Below are 15,078 nucleotides of genomic sequence, written 5' to 3' on the forward strand. Positions count from 1 at the left end.
ACTTGAGCCTTAAAAAGTAAAAAAAAGCGTCTTGAACTAGTCCTAGCTTAATGAGTTTTGACTGCTGTAGGTGCTGGTTTTTCGCATATGTTTGACCGATCCTGCGCGCTGTGCCAACAGCGACCTCAATTTTCTGGATGAACAGGATTGGGTGTTTTTTTGCTGGGAAGATGATAGGTTGCGGGTAGGCGATGTGTGCTCACTTCAGTGGGCCTGCATCTTCGAAACTATAAAAATAATAACGTTGAAGTGGTCAGTCGAGGCTGCGTAGTAGTCTGGGTTTCGCTGCTACGAAACGCCTATTGGAGCTGACACTTTGAGTCATCAAGTATCTCTTCACATGTGGTTTTCCTGGATAAGTCCCTGGTTGTCGGCATCCGCGGTTACAGTCACTTCTCTGGCGTTTACCGGTATTTTTCTTCGCTATGCTCTTGCCCGTAGCATGGTAGAAGTTCCCAATGCCCGCAGCTCGCACTCTATTCCCACGCCACGCAGTGGCGGCGTAGGAATCGTATTCAGTTTTCTTGCTGCGCTACCGATACTCGCGCTTTTTGGTGGCGTGAGTTGGGCGATGGTGTGGAACTTGCTCGGTGCGGGGACCGGTATCGCGCTACTGGGCTTTTTTGATGACTCTCGACACATACCTGCTCGCTGGCGTTTACTCGGGCATTTTGTAGCAGCCATTTGGGCCGTACTCTGGCTTGATGGATTACCTCCACTCAATATATTGGGTGTCACACTGGACCTTGGTTGGTCGGGAAATGTTCTGGCTGTAATCTATCTGGTCTGGATGTTGAACCTATATAACTTCATGGACGGTATTGACGGTATTGCCTGTGTTGAAGCCGTTACCTCTTGCTTCGGAGCATGTCTTGTCTATTGGTTGCGGGATTATCAGTTTCTTATCTGGCCTCCGTTACTACTCGCCATGTCCGCGCTTGGATTTTTATATTGGAATTTTCCGTCCGCGAAAATTTTCATGGGGGACGTTGGCAGTGGATTTTTGGGTATCATTTTGGGTGTTCTTTCGCTTCAAGCTGCCTGGCATGACTCCCATTTATTATTCGTGTGGGCGATTTTACTTGGGGTTTTTATCGTCGATGCAACATTTACCTTGATACGACGTTTTTTACGTGGAGAACGGGTATATGAGGCTCACCGTAGTCATGGTTATCAGTTTGCTTCGCGCCAACTGGGCAGTCACTCTTCTGTAACGATGGCGGTTGTATTTATAAACGTCTGTTGGTTGTTACCAATTAGCCTGTGTGTTGCGCTGTTAAATCTCGATGGAATGGTCGGTATCATTTTGGCTTATGCACCTTTAGTCATACTTGCCATTAAATATCGTGCAGGGGGGGCCGAAAAAACCAATCAGGTTTAGTGAAGTAAAAAATTTCTCGTTCTCAGATTACCGGCCTAGTCGCCTGGGTCAAGCATGGTTGTGATGCAGCACACTGCTTTGGGCTGCGATTGTTACACAACCTGTAACTTATACATTTTTGACAACCCCACAGCATGACCTAATGTTTGACGGCAGCGTTGGAAAAGCTGCTTCTTACTTATCAATGTCATGGAGCTTCACTTATGCGTACAGGCTATTTCTACTCCCTGGTTTTTGCCCTTCTGAGCTCGGCTTCTATTGCTGTTATCGCTGCACCAGTGACCGACCCACAGGCTGTGACCGCGCCATTGGCATCGCAGGTTGCACCCTTCAGGGAGGTTGCAAAAGTGGACCTTAATACAGCGGACGCGGCGACACTGCAGCGGGAGCTCGCTGGGATAGGTAAGGCCAAAGCAGAGGCGATTGTTGCGTATCGCGAGAGTAATGGGGCATTTGCGTCGGTGGAGGAGTTGTTGGAGGTCAAAGGGATCGGGAAGGCGATTCTGGACAAGAATCGTAACAAGGTTGAGGTGAACTGATTCATTGAGGCGAGAGCCGGAATCGAGTCATTGACCGTAATGTTGTGTCCTTGAAAATTATTGATTAACCATCAAGCTTCACGAAATCCGGAATCTGATTAGGATTCCGGATTTTTATGCACATTAGATCAGGATCTATGCGTAGTTTTGGATTTCACTTAGCGGTTGCTCTTACCTCTGGAGTGGTTGGTCACTTCCATTGCTCGTGAATGAATAACAGTTACGGCGACTCTGGTTCACAAGGCGGCTACGTGCTATGTGCTCGTCAGTCTGCTTTTTTTGGGAGCGTAATTGTCCGGACTGCGGCGAGTACTATTCCGAGGAATAATCCGAACATCAAACCTAAACCAACAATCAGTGCTTTTCTCGGTTTAACGGGTTCTAGAGGAGATGATGCAATTCTATCGATATCAACCAGATTTAATTGACTATAGTTGGTGTTGAGGTTGTTTAGATGTGCCAGTTCTTCCCGTATTTCACCTAAACCTTTTAAGAACAGTTCTTCATTGTCACGCTGTTTCAGAAGGGCGACCTCGCGGTTGTTGGCGAGGAGATTGAGTTCTTTCTGAATTTCATCAATACGAGGTTCGGTAAAGTCATCAGAACTTCGAGACACCAGTGTTGCGCGTTCTGCTTCAAGCGCCGCCTGGCCCATAAAATACAATGGTATCTGTTGGTTGCTAACCTCTGTTCGAATCATGTTGCCCTGTCTTGTCAGGCCTGATTCTCCAAGCGCAGATGGCGTGGTGGGAGCAACAATGCCTAGTTTCTTGGCAATCGTTATTGCCTCATCCAGTTGCATGATGCGATTTTGTCTACGAGTTTTAAGTTGTTGTCGTAACGCTTTCAATTCGTCTTGAAGTGTTTCTTTTTTTAATTGGTCATGTTCAAGAAGCGCTGCAATTTTTGAGTCCTTTTCAGCCTCGTAAGCGGCCTTCTTTGTGATAAGTTTCCTCTCCGCTTGCGCTATCCGGTTGGCAATAAGGACTTTTAAGTCCGACTCGACCTTCTCTTTTTCACGCTTGACCACGAAATCAGTAAAATTGTTAATAATTGCAACGCCATCCATTCCTGCCGGATACGTTATTCCAAACTGGAGTGCTTCCGAAAAATTAGCAGTTTTCTTAGGGTCGATTTGTTCAACAGTGAACGCATTTGTGTTGAAACGTTCGAGTGCTTCATCAATAGACTGCCCGGAGTCTTGTACTGGTGCGAGTAATTGCGGATTGGCTTGGAAAAATTTTAAACGTACGTCATAAGACTCCATGGAAGAGCCGATACGTTTTAAAGCTTCTTCAGGTTGAATCTTGTAAAGCCCCGACTCGTTTAGCATGTCCAAGTCTGCAGAGGCTACAGGCCTGATATTGTTTTGTACTTTATATTGCGGTTGAGCCATTAGTACATAAGTTACTGCGGCTGCCGTGGAGAGCGAGGTAAAGAGTAGAATGATCCCCCTTTGCTTCCATAAAACCCGAAGAGACTCTGCGAGATCGATTTCCTTATACGTTGTTTCATGGTGTATTTTTGCAGGGAAGTTCATGAGGCCCTCAAGTCTTTTAGAAGCCAGTTTCCGTCGAGAAAGTCTCTACAGGTGTCCGCTGGCAATCCTACTGAAAACATTTAGTAATGTTTTGTATTCTCGCGTATCCAAATATTTACGGCAAGATATTGACAGTTTAATTTGGTATTTCTGCGTAGTTTTCTGTGTATCGGTACCTAACAGGGTCACTGAACCCATGGGTTCGAGCAATTTCACAATTGCTGTGTAACAAGGATTGTCGGCATCGTCTCGATAGAGGCTGGACAGCGCCGACCTTTTGACGATGGCGTCCATTTGTCCGAATATTAAAATTACGATTGTAATATATTGTTTTTATTATGCCTATAATAAGGCTCGTCATCCCTTTCCTTGCATCACCCCTGGAGCACCGTCATGAATTCCACCCAGTCCCAAGGTACAGCCCTCGTCACCGGTGCTTCCTCCGGTATCGGCGCGATTTACGCCGAACGGTTGGCAGCACGGGGTTTTGATTTGTTGTTGGTCGCTCGTGACGAGCAGCGTCTGGAGGCCGCCGCGACCAAGTTGCGCACTGAGCACGGCGTACGGGTCGAGGTGCTCAAGGCTGACCTGACACAAAAAGACGACGTGTTGAAACTCGAGCAGCGTCTGCGCAGCGATTCGAGTATCAGTTTGTTGCTCAACAATGCCGGGGTCGCCGCCGATGGGTTGCTGGCCAACGCCGACATGGAGCAACTGGAGCGTCTGATTCAGCTCAACGTGACCACGGTTACGCGTCTGGCCTCGGCCGCAGCCGCCAGTTTTGCCAAGGCCGGTCGCGGCACGATTATCAACATTGCGTCGGTGGTGGCGCTGTTCCCTGAGCGTTTCAATGCGACTTACAGCGCCAGCAAGGCGTATGTTCTGAGTCTGACCCAGTCGCTGAATGCTGAACTCAACGGGACCGGTGTGCAGGTTCAGGCCGTGTTGCCAGGGGTAACACGCACCGAGATCTGGGAGCGTTCCGGTATCGACGCCTCGCAGATTCCGGCGCAAATGGTGATGGAGGCCGGGGAGATGGTCGATGCGGCGTTGTCCGGTTTGGACCAGGGTGAGTTGATCACCATTCCTTCCCTGCCGCAGGCCAGCGAGTGGGAAGCCTTCGTTGCGGCCCGTCATGTGATGGCGCCGAACTTGTCCCGAGACAAAGCCGCCGCACGCTATAAGTGAGGCGCCATGAATCGGCTTGAGGTGAAAGCGGTATGAGTGATCGTCGAGTGGTTGTAACAGGGATGGGCATCGTGTCGCCGCTGGGTAGCGGCGTCGAGGCGGTCTGGGCGCGTTTGCTCGCCGGGCGCTCGGGGTTGAGGGCGTTGCCGGATGAGGTGGTAGCCGATTTGCCGGCCAAGGTCGGTGGCGCGGTGCAGTCCCTGGCTGAAGACCCCGAAGCGGGTTTTGATCCCGACCGGGCGACGCCTCCCAAAGAGCAAAAGAAGATGGACCGCTTCATCATGTTTGCGATGGAAGCGGCGCGTCAGGCGCTGGAGCAGGCCGGTTGGCAAGCCCAGGACGCCAACGCCAGGGAGCGCACGGCCACCATCATCGGTTCCGGCGTCGGTGGTTTTGGCGCGATAGCCGATGCCGTGCGCACCACCGACAGTCGCGGGCCTCGGCGTTTATCGCCCTTCACCATTCCTTCGTTTCTGGTCAACCTTGCAGCGGGCCATGTGTCGATCCAGCACGGATTCCAGGGCCCCTTGGGCGCACCGGTCACGGCGTGTGCCGCCGGGGTTCAGGCGATTGGCGATGCGGCGCGGTTGATTCGTTGTGGCGAAGCCGATATTGCCGTGTGTGGCGGAGCGGAGGCGGCCATCGATCGCGTCAGCCTGGCCGGTTTTGCGGCGGCCCGTGCCTTGTCCAGCGGTTACAACGAAACGCCGGAGCGTGCCTCGCGACCGTTCGACAGTGGCCGCGATGGGTTTGTAATGGGGGAGGGCGCCGGTTTGCTGGTGATCGAGTCCCTTGAACACGCGTTGGCCCGTGGTGCTCAACCCATCGCGGAGCTGGTCGGCTACGGCACCAGTGCCGATGCCTATCACCTGACCGCCGGCCCCGAGGATGGCAGCGGTGCGCGACGGGCAATGTCGCTGGCGTTGGCGCAAGCGGGGATTTCGGCAGCGCAAGTCCAGCATCTCAACGCGCATGCCACTTCAACACCGGTGGGGGACCTGGGTGAGCTGGCGGCGATCAAGTCGTTGTTCGGGACGGACAACGCGATTGCTGTGACCTCGACCAAATCGGCCACCGGGCATCTGCTCGGCGCGGCGGGCGGGATCGAAGCGATCTTCACCCTGTTGGCCATCCGCGATCAGATCGTGCCCGCGACCCTCAATTTCGATAATCCGGACCCGACGGCGCAAGGGGTGGATATCGTCCATGGCCAGGCGCGGCCGATGCCCATCGAGTATGCGCTGTCGAACGGCTTCGGGTTTGGCGGCGTCAACGCCAGTGTGCTGTTCAAGCGTTGGCAGGGTTAAGCTTTGAATTGCTTGAGGTGATTGCGAGTGACGTCGAGAATCTGCTGAGCCAGCTCGGCGTTCTCGACACTGCGTGATAGCAGCAATGCCCCGACCAGCGTCGACATGATGACGATGCTGCGCTCGGCGGCGTCTTCGCCCACCAGGGTGCTTTTGACTTGTTCCAGCCGCGCATTGAGCACCGCATCACTGGTGGTGCTCGGTTGTCCGCGCAATCCGAGTTCCGACGACATGGTCGGCAGTGGGCAGCCTTCATGGGGCGATGTCTGGTGCCATGCGGACAAATAGGTGTCGATAAACGCGTCCAGCGGACGTTCCTGGGCGAACAGTTCGGCACACAACCCGTCGACTTCTTCGCCAGCGGCTATCAGGGCCTTTTCGACCAGTTCATCCTTGGACTTGAAGTGCGAATAAAAGCCGCCGTGGGTAAGCCCCAGCGCTTTCATCAACGGTTGCAGACCGGTTGCACCGATACCGTCGCGGCGAAAACGTGCTGAAGCTTCCTTGATGATGCGTTGGTGGGTCTGGGCTTTGTGGTCCTGCGAGTAACGCATCTTTATTCTCCGCAACAATGCGCCATCTTAACCAATGAACATTGGATGGTGACTGTACTTCTACTTCTAAAAAGCATGCAGATGCGTCCAACTCGGTCGCGACGGGCTCAAGGGTTGGCATGAATAGTGATTACTCATCCATGGACGATTGTTGAACAATCATGAGGCGATGAGTATGAGCAGCGGACTGTCCCTGGCCGACCACATCACATTGGAGTTGCGCGCCGATATCATCGGCGGTCGATTACTGCCAGGCATGGCCCTGGTGGAAAACGATCTGGTGGCCGCCTACAACGCCTCGCGCAATACCATTCGCGAAGCGCTGCATCGGCTGGGCCAGGAGGGCCTGACCCGCTATGTGCGTAACAAAGGCGTGATGGTGCGCCGGGTCGGTGTCGATGATGTGCGCGACTTGTTCAATGTGCGCCGCACCCTGGAATTGCAAGCCATCGGCGCCAGCCAGCCGTTGCGTGAGTACCAGTCCGACCGGATGCTCGAAGCCCTGGAGGCCTCGGATCTGGCGCGGGATCGCGAAGACTGGCGCGCCGTCGGCACCCACAGCCTGGCCTTCCATCAACACATCGTCGGGTTGCTGCGCAGCCCGTTGTTCGATGAGTTCTTTACCAATGTCGTCGCGCAACTGCGCCTGGTGTTTTGCAGCGCCCCCGATGAGTCACGTTTTCAGGCGCCGTGGCTGGCTCGCGACCGGTTGATCCATGACCTGCTGGCCGACGGTAACAAGTCGGCGGCCCTGGATGCGATGAGCCGGTATCTCGATGATTCCGAGCAACTGTTGTTGCAGATGTTGTCCCCTGTTTCCCATCACTGATCGAGGATTCGTGCCATGTACAAAGACTATCCGGCCGCTTATCAAGTCAGCAAAGGCTCGGCCCTGCAGGTGGATAAAGCCTTTTATGAACGGGTCCGCGAGGCGAAGGACGGGCGCACGCTGATCGAGCAGTTCGAGGTGCCGATCCGCACCGGCCGCGCCTGGCATGTGCCGGCCGGTCACGTCTTTCGAGTCACCACCCCGGTCGGGCCGCAGGTGGGCGATTTCAATGTCTGGAATGCCCATGATCCTCGCGAGCGTTTGTGGGCCGCTCGCACCCGTCAGTTGCAAGGCGCCCACGTCAGCACCCACGACCGGCTCTGGTCGAACCTGCCGTTTTTGCGCCCGTTGGTGACCATCACCGATGACAGCCTGGCCGGTTACGGCATCGACGAGCACGGCGGTCGCTTGCACGATTTGCTTGGCACGCGCTGCGATCCGTATGTGAACAAAATGCTCACCGGCGAGGATTTCCATCATCACTGCCACTCAAACCTGACCCGCGCGGTACTGCCCCATGGCCTGACCGAGTTCGACGTGCATGACGTGCTGAACATTTTCCAGTGCACCGGCCTCAATCATGACGACATGTATTTCATGAAGGCGTGCCCGGCGCAGAAGGGTGATTACCTGGAGTTTTTTGCTGAAATCGATCTGTTGTGCGCGCTATCGACCTGCCCCGGTGGCGATCTGTCGTTGGCCATGTGGGGGCCGGACGCGCAGGACCCGTTGAGCGTGTGTCGTCCGCTTGGGGTGGAGATTTATCGTCTGGAGGAGTCGTTGCTCGAAGGCTGGAGCCAGCCGGAACGTGCGGCGTATAAAGGCCAGCATGGCTTGCACATTGCCAAGGCTGAATGGGAGCAGTAATAGCAAAAAAGATCGCAGCCTTCGGCAGCGCCTACATGGGTTTGGTGTTCACCCTGTAGGAGCCGCCGAAGGCTGCGATCTTTTGATCTTTTGTGATCTAGCGGTCCTGCGCTTCCTTGGCATCCATTTCCGCATTGCGTTCGGCGACGCGTTTACGTTGCTCTTCGGTCATGTCGACCTTGGTGGCGGTGTCGCGCAACATCATCAAACCACCAACGATCGAGCCGATTGCAACGACCAGAATCAACCAGGCATACCAGGGCATAAGGCTCTCCTTGAAGGGCAGGCCGATTGACGGAGTTCGCCAACCGATCGTGCATACCACTTTGAGCGATGGGAAATCGCAGTGGTTCCATTCTATGCCTGTTACGACTTGCACATACCCCCGTAGGAGCTGCCGAAGGCTGCGATCTTTTGATCTTGATCTTTTAAAAAGCAAGATCAAAAGATCGCAGCCTTCGGCAGCTCCTACGGGGATTGTATTGCCACCCTTATTGCGGGGTGGCTCGGCTGTCAGAGCCCGGTCAGCATCGCATCCGCCGGCGCATCGGCCCGCAGTTGCGCGGTCAGCATGAAGTACACGAACCCCTCCGCCATGAAACCGAGGAAAATCACGCCGATCAACGCGTTGAACCACGCCATCGCCACCAGGCACACCACCGCCAGCACCAGCGCAATCATCGGCACCAGTGGATAGCACGGCGCACGGAACGTCCGCTCCAGGTTCGGCTCGGTTTTACGCAGCTTGAACAGGCTGAGCATGCTCATGATGTACATCACGATGGCGCCGAACACCGCCATGGTGATCATCGCCGCCGTCAGTGTCATGCCGCCGAGGTTGATCAAGCCGTCACTGTAGATCGCCGCGATGCCGATCAATCCGCCAGCAATGATTGCCCTGTGCGGCGTCTGGAAGCGCGACAACTTGGCCAGGGATTTGGGCAAGTAACCGGCCCGGGCCAGGGCGAAGAACTGCCGCGAGTAGCCGAGGATGATCCCGTGGAAACTCGCCACCAGACCGAACAGGCCAATCCACACCAGCATGTGCAACCAGCCGGAGCTTTCGCCGACCACGGCTTTCATCGCTTGTGGCAGCGGGTCGTTGATGTTCGACAGGGTGCGCCAGTCGCCGACGCCACCGGCAAAGAACATCACGCCCATGGCCAGCAGCACCAACGTCAGGATGCCGCTGATGTAGGCTTTCGGAATCGTGCGTTTCGGGTCCTTGGCTTCTTCGGCGGCCATGGCCGCGCCTTCGATGGCCAGGAAGAACCAGATCGCAAACGGGATCGCCGCGAACATCCCGGCAACCGCCGGCAGGCTGAATACATCGGAACCGGCCCAGCCATTAAGGGCGAAATTGCTGAAGCTGAACGCCGGGGCGACCACGTCCATGAACACCAGCAACTCGGCGACTGCCAGTACGCAGACCACCAGTTCGAACGTCGCCGCCAGTTTCACCCCGAGGATGTTCAGGCCCATGAACACGATGTACGCGCCGACCGCCGCGTGCTTCGGATCAAGCGCCGGAAACTGCACATTCAGGTACGCGCCAATCGCCAGGGCAATCGCGGGCGGGGCGAAGACGAATTCGATCAGCGTCGCCAGCCCGGCAATCAGCCCACCTTTCTCGCCAAAGGCCCGGCGGCTGTAGGCAAAGGGCCCGCCGGCGTGGGGAATCGCGGTGGTCAGTTCGGTGAAGCTGAAGATGAAGCAGGTGTACATGGTGGCCACCATAAAGGAGGTCACCAGAAAGCCCAGCGTCCCGGCCACGCCCCAGCCGTAACTCCATCCGAAGTACTCACCGGAAATCACCAGCCCGACCGCGATGCCCCACAAGTGCAGCGTGCCCAGCGTGGGTTTGAGTTGTGTGTTCATGCGTTGCTCCCTGAACGGTTTGGAAAGCTCGGGGCAGGGTGTTGCAGTGGGCGTGCCATTTTGTATTTGCGCGTCGTAAAGCGGCGAAAGCTGTCGTATCGGGGATGATCGCTGCGGGATGTGCGCTTTTTGTGCGCCAGTTGGGAGCAGCGTCGCCCGTTATGCCGCCTTCGCGGGCAAGCCTCGCTCCTACAAGGTCAATGCAAGCCTGTAGGAGCGAGGCTTGCCCGCGAAGAGGCCCGCCCGGCCCCCACAAAACCAGCCTGTAACGAAGCTATAAACCCACTCTTTACACATTCTTTATGCCCCGCCACACCCCTCGCTCTCGTTCCTTTACAGCCTTCCTTCCGACAATGACTCCACACGCGGCAATACGCCGTAACACGGAGAATTTCCATGAGCGTTCTGGACGGGGTGTCACTGCTGTTGGCAGTGGGGCTGTTCATTTATCTGTTGGTTGCGCTGTTGCGCGCGGACCGGAACTAGGAGCGGCTATGCACAGTTATGACTATTGGCTGATTCTGGCCTTCTTCGCCCTGGTGCTGATTCCGGCACCGTTCCTGGGGCGCTTTTATTACAAGGTGATGGAAGGGCAGCGCACTTGGCTGTCGCCGATCCTTGGCCCGGTCGAGCGCGGCTGTTACCGCGTGGCGGGCGTCAATCCGCAGGATGAACAGAGCTGGCAGAAATACACCCTGGCCTTGCTCGCCTTCAACCTTGCGGGTTTCCTGCTGTTGTTCGCGATCCTGCTGTTCCAGGACCACTTGCCGCTCAATCCGCAAAACCTGCCGGGTCAGGAGTGGACGCTGGCGTTCAACACCGCCATCAGCTTCATGACCAACACCAACTGGCAGGCCTACAGCGGTGAAGCGTCCCTGAGCTACCTGAGTCAGATGGCCGGCCTCACCGTGCAGAACTTCGTCAGCGCTGCCACCGGCCTCGCGGTATTGGTCGCGTTGTGCCGGGGTATCGGTCGCAAGTCCACCAAGACCCTGGGCAACTTCTGGGTCGACATGACCCGCGCCACCCTCTATGGCCTGCTGCCCCTGTGTTTGCTGCTGGCGCTGTACCTGGTCTGGCAGGGCGTGCCGCAAACCTTCGCGCAATACGTGAATGCCGTGACGATGCAAGGCGTCGATCAAGTGATCCCGCTGGGGCCGGCGGCCAGCCAGATTGCGATCAAGCAGCTCGGCACCAACGGTGGTGGCTTCTTCGGCGTGAACTCGGCGCATCCGTTCGAGAACCCGACTGCCTGGAGCAACCTCTTCGAAGTCAGTTCGATCATCCTGATCCCGGTCGCTTTGGTGTTCACCTTCGGCCACTACGTCAAAGACCTGCGTCAGAGCCGCGCGATCATCGCCTGCATGCTGGCGCTATTCCTGATCGGCGGCGCGACATCGATGTGGGCCGAGTACCAACCCAACCCGATGCTGGCCAACGCTGCCGTCGAACAGACCGCGCCGCTGGAAGGCAAGGAAGCGCGTTTCGGCACCACGGCCACCGTGCTCTGGTCGGTGACGACTACTGCGGCGTCCAACGGTTCGGTCAACGGCATGCACGACAGCCTTAACCCGCTGAGCGGCATGGTCGCGCTGGTCAACATGATGGTCGGCGAAGTGATTTTCGGCGGCGTCGGTGCGGGCCTCTACGGCATGTTGCTGAACGTGTTGATCGCGGTGTTCCTCGCCGGCCTGATGATTGGCCGCACCCCGGAATACCTCGGCAAAAAACTGCAGGCCAAGGAAGTGCAACTGTTGGTCGTGACCTTGCTGGTGATGCCGGTTGGCGTGCTGGTGCTGGGCGCCATCGCGGCCAGCCTGCCGGGCCCCGCCGCGACGATTAGTAACCCCGGCCCCCACGGTTTCAGCCAGTTGCTGTACGCCTACACCTCGGCCAGTGCCAACAACGGTTCGGCGTTTGGTGGCCTGAGCGCCAACACCCCGTTCCACAACCTGATGCTGGGGCTGGGCATGTTGATCGGTCGCTTCGGTTACATCCTCCCGGTTCTGGCGTTGGCCGGCAGCCTGGCGATGAAGAAAACCGCGCCGATTGGCCAAAACAGCTTCCCGACCCATGGCCCGCTGTTCGTGACCCTGCTGACCGTGACCATTTTGCTGGTGGGTGGTTTGACCTTCTTGCCGACGCTGGCACTGGGTCCGATTGCCGAACACCTGAGCATGGGCTTCTGAGGACTAGATGATGAATATGCCCGCAACTAAACCCGTCGCCGCCAAAGCGCCGGAACAACCGAAAACCGCGATCTCGGCCCTGTGGCGTCCGGCGCTGGTGCAAGCCTTCGTCAAACTTGACCCACGGCAATTGCAGCGTGCGCCGGTGATGCTGGTGGTCGAACTGACCGCGATCCTGACCACCGTGCTCTGCTTCATTCCCGACGGCAGCGTGCCGACCTTCGTCGCGGCGCAAATCGCCCTGTGGCTGTGGTTCACCGTGCTGTTCGCCAACTTCGCCGAAGCCCTGGCCGAAGGTCGCGGCAAGGCCCGCGCCGACAGCCTCAAGGCCGGCAGCGAAGGCTTGAGCGCCCGGCGCAAAACCTCTAACGGCACCTTCCAGGTCGTGCCCGCCACCAGCCTGCGCAAGGACGACGTGGTGCGCGTCGAAGCCGGGGAAATGATCCCCGGTGACGGCGAGGTGATTGAAGGCATCGCGGCGGTCAACGAAGCGGCGATTACCGGTGAATCCGCGCCCGTGATTCGCGAGTCCGGCGGCGACCGTTCAGCCGTTACCGGCAACACGCGGCTGGTCTCCGACTGGCTGCTGGTGCGCATCACCGCCAACCCTGGCGAATCGACCCTCGATCGCATGATCGCCCTGGTCGAAGGCGCCAAACGGCAGAAAACTCCGAACGAAGTGGCGTTGGACATCCTGCTGATCGGCCTGACGCTGATCTTCCTGCTGGTGGTTGTGACTCTGCAACCGTTCGCCCACTTTGCCAACGGCAGCCTGCCGCTGGTGTTCCTGGTGGCGTTATTGGTCACGCTGATTCCGACCACCATCGGCGGCCTGTTGTCGGCCATCGGTATTGCCGGGATGGATCGTCTGGTTCGCCTGAACGTGATCGCCAAATCCGGGCGTGCCGTGGAAGCGGCGGGGGACGTGCACGTCCTGCTGCTGGACAAGACTGGCACTATCACCTTCGGTAACCGTCGTTGCACCGCCGTGTATGCGGCACCGGGCGTCAGCGCCAAGGAACTGGCCGAAGGCGCGTTGTTCGCTTCGCTGGCGGATGACACGGCTGAAGGCAAATCCATTGTTGAGTACCTGCGCGGTCTGCATCCGCAGCCTGAGCCAAGCGCCGAGCTGCTGACTGCCGTGCCGTTCAGCGCCGAGACTCGCCTGTCCGGTGTGGACTATCAGGGCCGCGTGTATCGCAAAGGCGCGGTGGATTCGCTGCTGGCCTTCGTCGGCCTGAAACGTGCTGATCTGGCGCCGTCCCTCTCTCGGGAAATCGACAAGATCGCCCAGAGCGGCGGCACCCCGTTGCTGGTCTGCGCCGACGGTAAGTTGCTCGGTGCGATCCACCTCAAGGACGTGGTCAAGCCCGGCATCCGCGAACGTTTCGCCGAGCTGCGCAAACTGGGGATTCGCACCGTCATGGTGACTGGCGACAACCCGTTGACCGCTGCGGCGATTGCCGCTGAAGCGGGGGTCGATGACGTACTGGCCGAAGCCACCCCGGAGAAAAAACTGGCGCGCATTCGTCACGAGCAGAACGACGGTCGGCTGGTCGCGATGTGCGGCGACGGCGCCAACGATGCCCCGGCCCTGGCCCAGGCAGACGTCGGCATGGCGATGAACGACGGCACGCAAGCGGCGCGGGAGGCGGCGAACATGGTCGATCTCGATAGCGACCCGACCAAGTTGCTGGACGTGGTGCAGATCGGCAAGGAATTGCTGGTCACCCGCGGTGCGCTGACGACCTTTTCCATCGCCAACGACGTGGCCAAATACTTCGCCATCCTGCCGGCGCTGTTCGCCTCGATCTACCCGCAACTCGGCGTGCTGAACGTCATGCATTTGACCAGCCCGCAGAGCGCGATTCTCTCGGCGATTGTGTTCAACGCCTTGATCATCGTGGTGCTGATCCCGTTGGCCCTGCGCGGTGTGCGGGTGCAAGCGGCGAGTGCGGCGGCGTTGCTGCGTCGCAACCTGCTGATCTACGGGTTGGGCGGGATTGTGGTGCCGTTCGTGGGCATCAAGGCGATCGACATGCTGCTGACGGCGTTGCATTTGGTCTGACCCCCCGAGGCGGCGTGTCAGATGCGCCGCCATCGCGGGCAAGCCTTGCTCCTACAGGTCGCGCGAAACCGTAGGAGCAAAGCTTGCTCGCGATGAATGCACCACGGTCCACCTGACTGAACGCTGTATTTACTCTCTGAATTCGAGGATTTTGAAATGTCCACAATGATACGTCCGGCCTTGAGCCTGCTGGTCCTGATGACGCTGATCACCGGCGTCGCCTACCCCTTGGTGGTCACCGGCGTGGCCCAGGTTGCCTTCCCGGACCAGGCCAATGGCAGCCTGGTGCGCGACGTCGATGGCAAGGTCCGTGGCTCGTCGCTGATTGCCCAGGATTTCGTCGGTGATGCCTGGTTCCATCCACGGCCATCGGCGGGGGCGTTTGCCACGGTGTCGAGCAGCGCGAGCAACCTGTCGCCGAGCAATCCGGCGCTGGCCACGCGGGTGATCGACGACGCCAATAAACTGATGGTGCCAGGCCAGGGCCCGGTGCCCTTGGCGATGCTGACCACCTCCGGCAGCGGCCTCGATCCACACTTGCCACCGGCGGCGATTGCCTATCAACTGGCGCGTGTTGCAGCGGCGCGTAATCTCCCGGTGGCGAAGGTTGAACAGTTGATGAATGCTCACATTGAGCAGCCGTTGGTGGGGCCGCCGGTGGTGAATGTGTTTGAGTTGAATGTGGCGCTTGAGAAGCTATAGATCAAAAGATCGCAGCCTGCGGCAGCTCCTACAGAT

Annotated in this window: 14 protein-coding genes; 10 read left to right on the forward strand and 4 right to left on the reverse strand. The window is 57.6% G+C overall.

Translation table 11 applies throughout. The features are described 5' to 3' along the window. The first annotated feature begins 340 nt into the window (after positions 1-340). Positions 341-1,381 carry an MraY family glycosyltransferase gene (locus tag V5E99_RS18410; RefSeq protein WP_499803714.1) on the forward strand — a complete coding sequence of 347 codons (1,041 nt, stop codon included), beginning with the start codon at positions 341-343 and terminating at the stop codon, positions 1,379-1,381. A gap of 203 nt (positions 1,382-1,584) precedes the next feature. After that, the gene (locus V5E99_RS18415; RefSeq protein WP_499803715.1) at positions 1,585-1,920 is read left to right on the forward strand and encodes a ComEA family DNA-binding protein; all 336 of its coding nucleotides are present in this window, start codon (positions 1,585-1,587) and stop codon (positions 1,918-1,920) included. A gap of 265 nt (positions 1,921-2,185) precedes the next feature. Here the strand turns inward: V5E99_RS18415 and V5E99_RS18420 are convergent, their stop codons facing one another. Further along, positions 2,186-3,460, reverse strand: a complete 1,275-nt coding sequence (locus tag V5E99_RS18420; RefSeq protein WP_499803716.1) for a Wzz/FepE/Etk N-terminal domain-containing protein — start codon at positions 3,458-3,460, stop codon at positions 2,186-2,188. 393 nt (positions 3,461-3,853) lie between these two features. On the opposite strand from V5E99_RS18420, the gene V5E99_RS18425 reads away from it, so the two are divergent. After that, positions 3,854-4,648: an SDR family NAD(P)-dependent oxidoreductase gene (locus V5E99_RS18425; protein ID WP_499803717.1), complete on the forward strand. Its 795-nt coding sequence runs from the start codon at positions 3,854-3,856 to the stop codon at positions 4,646-4,648. Positions 4,649-4,680: 32 nt separating this feature from the next. Beyond that, the gene (gene fabF, locus V5E99_RS18430; protein WP_499803718.1) at positions 4,681-5,955 is read left to right on the forward strand and encodes a beta-ketoacyl-ACP synthase II; all 1,275 of its coding nucleotides are present in this window, start codon (positions 4,681-4,683) and stop codon (positions 5,953-5,955) included. On the opposite strand, the gene V5E99_RS18435 is transcribed toward fabF, so the two are convergent. Next, positions 5,952-6,509 (reverse strand): TetR/AcrR family transcriptional regulator, encoded by a 558-nt coding sequence (locus tag V5E99_RS18435; protein WP_499803719.1) that lies wholly within the window; start codon positions 6,507-6,509, stop codon positions 5,952-5,954. The genes fabF and V5E99_RS18435 overlap by 4 nt on opposite strands. Before the next feature lie 175 nt (positions 6,510-6,684). Between V5E99_RS18435 and V5E99_RS18440 the strand changes: the two genes are divergently transcribed. Both V5E99_RS18440 and V5E99_RS18445 read left to right on the forward strand, forming a co-directional pair. Continuing rightward, positions 6,685-7,338, forward strand: a complete 654-nt coding sequence (locus V5E99_RS18440) for a GntR family transcriptional regulator (RefSeq protein WP_499803721.1) — start codon at positions 6,685-6,687, stop codon at positions 7,336-7,338. 15 nt (positions 7,339-7,353) lie between these two features. Then, positions 7,354-8,205 carry an urea carboxylase-associated family protein gene (locus V5E99_RS18445; protein ID WP_499803723.1) on the forward strand — a complete coding sequence of 284 codons (852 nt, stop codon included), beginning with the start codon at positions 7,354-7,356 and terminating at the stop codon, positions 8,203-8,205. Between the two features lie 97 nt (positions 8,206-8,302). Here V5E99_RS18445 and V5E99_RS18450 read toward each other — a convergent pair whose 3' ends face one another. Both V5E99_RS18450 and eat read right to left on the reverse strand, forming a co-directional pair. Beyond that, positions 8,303-8,470: a DUF2897 family protein gene (locus tag V5E99_RS18450; protein ID WP_123406749.1), complete on the reverse strand. Its 168-nt coding sequence runs from the start codon at positions 8,468-8,470 to the stop codon at positions 8,303-8,305. 248 nt (positions 8,471-8,718) lie between these two features. Then, positions 8,719-10,083: an ethanolamine permease gene (eat, locus tag V5E99_RS18455; RefSeq protein WP_499803724.1), complete on the reverse strand. Its 1,365-nt coding sequence runs from the start codon at positions 10,081-10,083 to the stop codon at positions 8,719-8,721. 396 nt (positions 10,084-10,479) lie between these two features. Between eat and kdpF the strand changes: the two genes are divergently transcribed. The 4 genes from kdpF to kdpC all read left to right on the forward strand — a co-directional run bounded on the left by kdpF (position 10,480) and on the right by kdpC (position 15,042). Continuing rightward, positions 10,480-10,569 (forward strand): K(+)-transporting ATPase subunit F, encoded by a 90-nt coding sequence (gene kdpF, locus V5E99_RS18460; protein ID WP_007899818.1) that lies wholly within the window; start codon positions 10,480-10,482, stop codon positions 10,567-10,569. An 8-nt stretch (positions 10,570-10,577) separates the two neighbouring features. After that, the gene (kdpA, locus tag V5E99_RS18465; RefSeq protein WP_499803725.1) at positions 10,578-12,272 is read left to right on the forward strand and encodes a potassium-transporting ATPase subunit KdpA; all 1,695 of its coding nucleotides are present in this window, start codon (positions 10,578-10,580) and stop codon (positions 12,270-12,272) included. Positions 12,273-12,288: 16 nt separating this feature from the next. Further along, positions 12,289-14,340 carry a potassium-transporting ATPase subunit KdpB gene (gene kdpB / locus V5E99_RS18470; protein ID WP_499803840.1) on the forward strand — a complete coding sequence of 684 codons (2,052 nt, stop codon included), beginning with the start codon at positions 12,289-12,291 and terminating at the stop codon, positions 14,338-14,340. 156 nt (positions 14,341-14,496) lie between these two features. After that, positions 14,497-15,042: a potassium-transporting ATPase subunit KdpC gene (kdpC, locus tag V5E99_RS18475; RefSeq protein ID WP_499803726.1), complete on the forward strand. Its 546-nt coding sequence runs from the start codon at positions 14,497-14,499 to the stop codon at positions 15,040-15,042. Positions 15,043-15,078: the final 36 nt, after the last annotated feature.

The sequence above is a fragment of the Janthinobacterium sp. LPB2021202312-11-4 genome, from assembly GCF_037049705.1.
Classification (GTDB): domain Bacteria; phylum Pseudomonadota; class Gammaproteobacteria; order Pseudomonadales; family Pseudomonadaceae; genus Aquipseudomonas.

Excerpts from the sequence above, each read along its gene's own strand:
- V5E99_RS18410 (WP_499803714.1), top strand. The coding sequence starts at position 341 with ATGTGGTTTTCCTGGATAAGTCCCTGGTTGTCGGCATCCGCGGTTACA.
- V5E99_RS18415 (WP_499803715.1), top strand. The coding sequence starts at position 1,585 with ATGCGTACAGGCTATTTCTACTCCCTGGTTTTTGCCCTTCTGAGCTCG.
- V5E99_RS18420 (WP_499803716.1), bottom strand. The coding sequence starts at position 3,460 with ATGAACTTCCCTGCAAAAATACACCATGAAACAACGTATAAGGAAATC.
- V5E99_RS18425 (WP_499803717.1), top strand. The coding sequence starts at position 3,854 with ATGAATTCCACCCAGTCCCAAGGTACAGCCCTCGTCACCGGTGCTTCC.
- fabF (WP_499803718.1), top strand. The coding sequence starts at position 4,681 with ATGAGTGATCGTCGAGTGGTTGTAACAGGGATGGGCATCGTGTCGCCG.
- V5E99_RS18435 (WP_499803719.1), bottom strand. The coding sequence starts at position 6,509 with ATGCGTTACTCGCAGGACCACAAAGCCCAGACCCACCAACGCATCATC.
- V5E99_RS18440 (WP_499803721.1), top strand. The coding sequence starts at position 6,685 with ATGAGCAGCGGACTGTCCCTGGCCGACCACATCACATTGGAGTTGCGC.
- V5E99_RS18445 (WP_499803723.1), top strand. The coding sequence starts at position 7,354 with ATGTACAAAGACTATCCGGCCGCTTATCAAGTCAGCAAAGGCTCGGCC.
- V5E99_RS18450 (WP_123406749.1), bottom strand. The coding sequence starts at position 8,470 with ATGCCCTGGTATGCCTGGTTGATTCTGGTCGTTGCAATCGGCTCGATC.
- eat (WP_499803724.1), bottom strand. The coding sequence starts at position 10,083 with ATGAACACACAACTCAAACCCACGCTGGGCACGCTGCACTTGTGGGGC.
- kdpF (WP_007899818.1), top strand. The coding sequence starts at position 10,480 with ATGAGCGTTCTGGACGGGGTGTCACTGCTGTTGGCAGTGGGGCTGTTC.
- kdpA (WP_499803725.1), top strand. The coding sequence starts at position 10,578 with ATGCACAGTTATGACTATTGGCTGATTCTGGCCTTCTTCGCCCTGGTG.
- kdpB (WP_499803840.1), top strand. The coding sequence starts at position 12,289 with ATGCCCGCAACTAAACCCGTCGCCGCCAAAGCGCCGGAACAACCGAAA.
- kdpC (WP_499803726.1), top strand. The coding sequence starts at position 14,497 with ATGTCCACAATGATACGTCCGGCCTTGAGCCTGCTGGTCCTGATGACG.